Here is a 2,225-nt window from a genome sequence, read left to right on the forward strand (position 1 = left end):
AAAGGCATAGCGTAGATGCTCCCCGACCAAAGTGACATTGTGAAGGTAGTGATGTTCGTTGATCAAGGCGTCGCACCGTGCGATATCCTTCGGTGAACTCAGCAGTCGAATTTGGCCATGCTCCAAATTCCTTGGGTTGCCGGCTCCCCTCGTCAGGGGATCGGCTCATGATTGCGGTTCCAGCGCCGCAGCGCGGTGTCGCTCTTTTCGTAAAGCTTGGCGTGCGAAGCGTTCTTACGATTTACGTTTTACTCTTCACGCATTGACGCGGGGAACCGACTTCCCTAGGTTCGCGCCGGTTTAGCGACGTATGAATGCCAAGCTGTTGTTGAAGACGATTTTTCTCCTGCTGGTCCTGTTGCTTCTCGTGCTCATGGGCATGAACAACTTGAAGTCTGTGACGTTCTCCTTGCCTCCTTTGCTCAAAGCGATCGAGTGCAAAGCCGCCATCATGTATTTCGCGTTCTTCGCGGTCGGGCTCTTGACCGGCACAGTCCTGACCGCAGGCGGGAGCGGAAAGCGAAGCGGGAGCAGCTCCGCAAGCAAGCCATCGCCGCGCTAATTCAGAATTACGCCGCCAACTCAACTCTCCGGGCGCGTTTGGGGGCCGAACTCAGAAAGCGGCCGGCCATTTCCTCAAACCGCCCGACGTCATCGGTCACAAATGGCTGGAGAGTCCCGGCCGCGCGCCGCTCCGTTCGGAGGAGACCGCTGCGCGCCAGTTGTTCGCGGACGTAGTTCGCGCAAGCTTCGGCCGAATCCACCAGGGCCACCCGCTTTTCCAGGATTTTCCGGATAGCCGGTTTGAGCAACGGGTAGTGGGTGCAACCGAGGACCAGCGTGTCGATCCGGTGTTTGTCAAAGGGTTTCAGGTATTCCTCCAAAACCTGGTGCGTCACCGCGTGGTTGACCCAGCCTTCCTCGACCAGCGGCACGAGCAACGGACACGCGCGCGCAAACACTTTCGCCCGTTGATCTCGCGCTAGAATTTCCCGAGTGTAAGCCTGGCTTCGGATCGTCGCGGAAGTGCCGATCACGCCAATCCGGCGATTCCGCGTCACGCTTGCCGCCGCCTGGGCGCCGGGCGTGATGACTCCAAAAATCGGGAGATCGAACTTTTTCTTGAGTTGCGCCAGCGCCCAGGCCGAGGCCGTGTTGCAGGCGATGACCACCGCCTTGACGTTCTGACGCAGGAGAAACGCCGTATCTTCGCACGCGAACCGCACGATGGTGCTCGGGGATTTCGTCCCGTAAGGAACACGCGCCGTATCGCCCAGATAAACCAAATCCTCGCCCGGCAACGCGCGGCGGATTTGCTCCACCACCGTCAATCCGCCGACGCCGGAATCAAAAACGCCGATGGGCGATTCGCGGTTCGCGTTCATTTGAAGGCCGAACAGAACCACAGCCCGGAGAAACGTTCCACGCGAAAAACATCGTACCCGGACGCGGCCAGGCCAATTCATCGGCCCGGACCGCCCGCCACTCCAAGCCATCGCCTCCGGGCCGGTCTCCTCGCTCAATCTGGCTGGCGGCCAAGTTGACAGCGGCTGAGCCTTCATCCACATTCACTTTTGAAACTCCAGAAGGAAGTCAAAATGCAGCCGATGACCGCACCGAGGCCCGCCGACAAGTCAAACCGTGGATGGCCGCGGCCACCCCGAATTGGTCGTAACTGACTTCTGGATGATTAATTATGTTTGGCAATTGGCACTTCAGCCACTCATGAAAACTGAACGACGCGAGTTTTACAGTGAGGATGATGTCCCACCGCTGTGCGTCACCGTTTCCTGATCTCTTCTCGGCGAAAGTAGAGATCGGTCGATGTTGGAATTGCCGGAAGCGTTATCAGTTTCATCCCAAAAAGTGGGGTAGCGCGCGATTTTGCTGTATTGACTGTGAAGTTGCCTACACCAAGAAGCAGAGGGCCAAGAAGGCAAAACGTCCCTTGACAGCCGAGGATGTTGAGAGAGCGCGCTTGCGACGCAAGGCCAGAGAAGACAGATTAGCTTCAGAGGCTCGAGTTGCGCTATGGGATATGAAGCGAGCAGAGGAAATTCGTCAGGCACGAGCCAATGGAGATGCAAACAATGTCTAATCAGCGTAGGCGGCACGTGACTTTTGTGGCAAAATCAAGACGCAGACCAGACCGCATCAGATACGGAACAGACAATCCAGGCGGGGTTCTGACATTCACGGTTGAGTTTCCGCACGCTCACCTAAAG

2 protein-coding genes are annotated in these 2,225 nt (G+C 57.4%); one reads left to right on the forward strand and one right to left on the reverse strand.

The window, feature by feature from the left end:
- Window positions 1–310 precede the first annotated feature (310 nt).
- Window positions 311–562, forward strand: coding sequence for a hypothetical protein (locus tag FJ398_27330; protein MBM3841590.1), 252 nt, complete (start codon window positions 311–313; stop codon window positions 560–562).
- Between the two features lie 7 nt (window positions 563–569).
- Here FJ398_27330 and FJ398_27335 read toward each other — a convergent pair whose 3' ends face one another.
- Complete coding sequence (locus FJ398_27335; protein ID MBM3841591.1) at window positions 570–1,385, reverse strand: glutamate racemase; 816 nt, start codon at window positions 1,383–1,385, stop codon at window positions 570–572.
- Window positions 1,386–2,225: the final 840 nt, after the last annotated feature.

The sequence above is a fragment of the Verrucomicrobiota bacterium genome, from assembly GCA_016871535.1.
In the GTDB taxonomy this organism is placed as follows: Bacteria; Verrucomicrobiota; Verrucomicrobiia; order Limisphaerales; family SIBE01; genus VHCZ01.

Bases quoted from the DNA above. Each gene is read 5' to 3' on its own strand.
- FJ398_27335 (MBM3841591.1), bottom strand. From the start codon at position 1,385: ATGAACGCGAACCGCGAATCGCCCATCGGCGTTTTTGATTCCGGCGTC.
- FJ398_27330 (MBM3841590.1), top strand. From the start codon at position 311: ATGAATGCCAAGCTGTTGTTGAAGACGATTTTTCTCCTGCTGGTCCTG.